The sequence below is a fragment of the Streptomyces katrae genome, from assembly GCF_000717655.1.
GTDB classification, from domain to species: Bacteria; Actinomycetota; Actinomycetes; order Streptomycetales; family Streptomycetaceae; genus Streptomyces; species Streptomyces katrae_B.
In genome coordinates this window covers 1-218 of the sequence record NZ_JNZY01000140.1, presented here as the reverse complement: position 1 = coordinate 218, position 218 = coordinate 1, and the positions used below count along the sequence as shown (strand labels likewise).

At 66.1% G+C, this 218-nt stretch carries 1 protein-coding gene; it reads right to left on the bottom strand.

The annotated features are described in order from the left end of the window. Positions 1 to 218, bottom strand: a 218-nt coding sequence (locus tag IF09_RS41510) for an Hsp70 family protein (protein WP_037637311.1), incomplete at both ends; no start/stop codon positions are given.

The following is a 218-nucleotide window of genomic DNA, read 5'->3' as shown; positions in this document are numbered from 1 at the left end:
CGGTCATCTTCTGCTCCTTGCCCGTGCCGAGGTCCTTGGCCGTGACGTGCATGATGCCGTTCGCGTCGATGTCGAAGGAGACCTCGATCTGCGGGACGCTGCGCGGGGCCGGGGGCAGGCCGGTCAGCTCGAACATGCCGAGCTTCTTGTTGTACGCCGCGATCTCGCGCTCACCCTGGTAGACCTGGATCTGCACGGACGGCTGGTTGTCCTCGGCC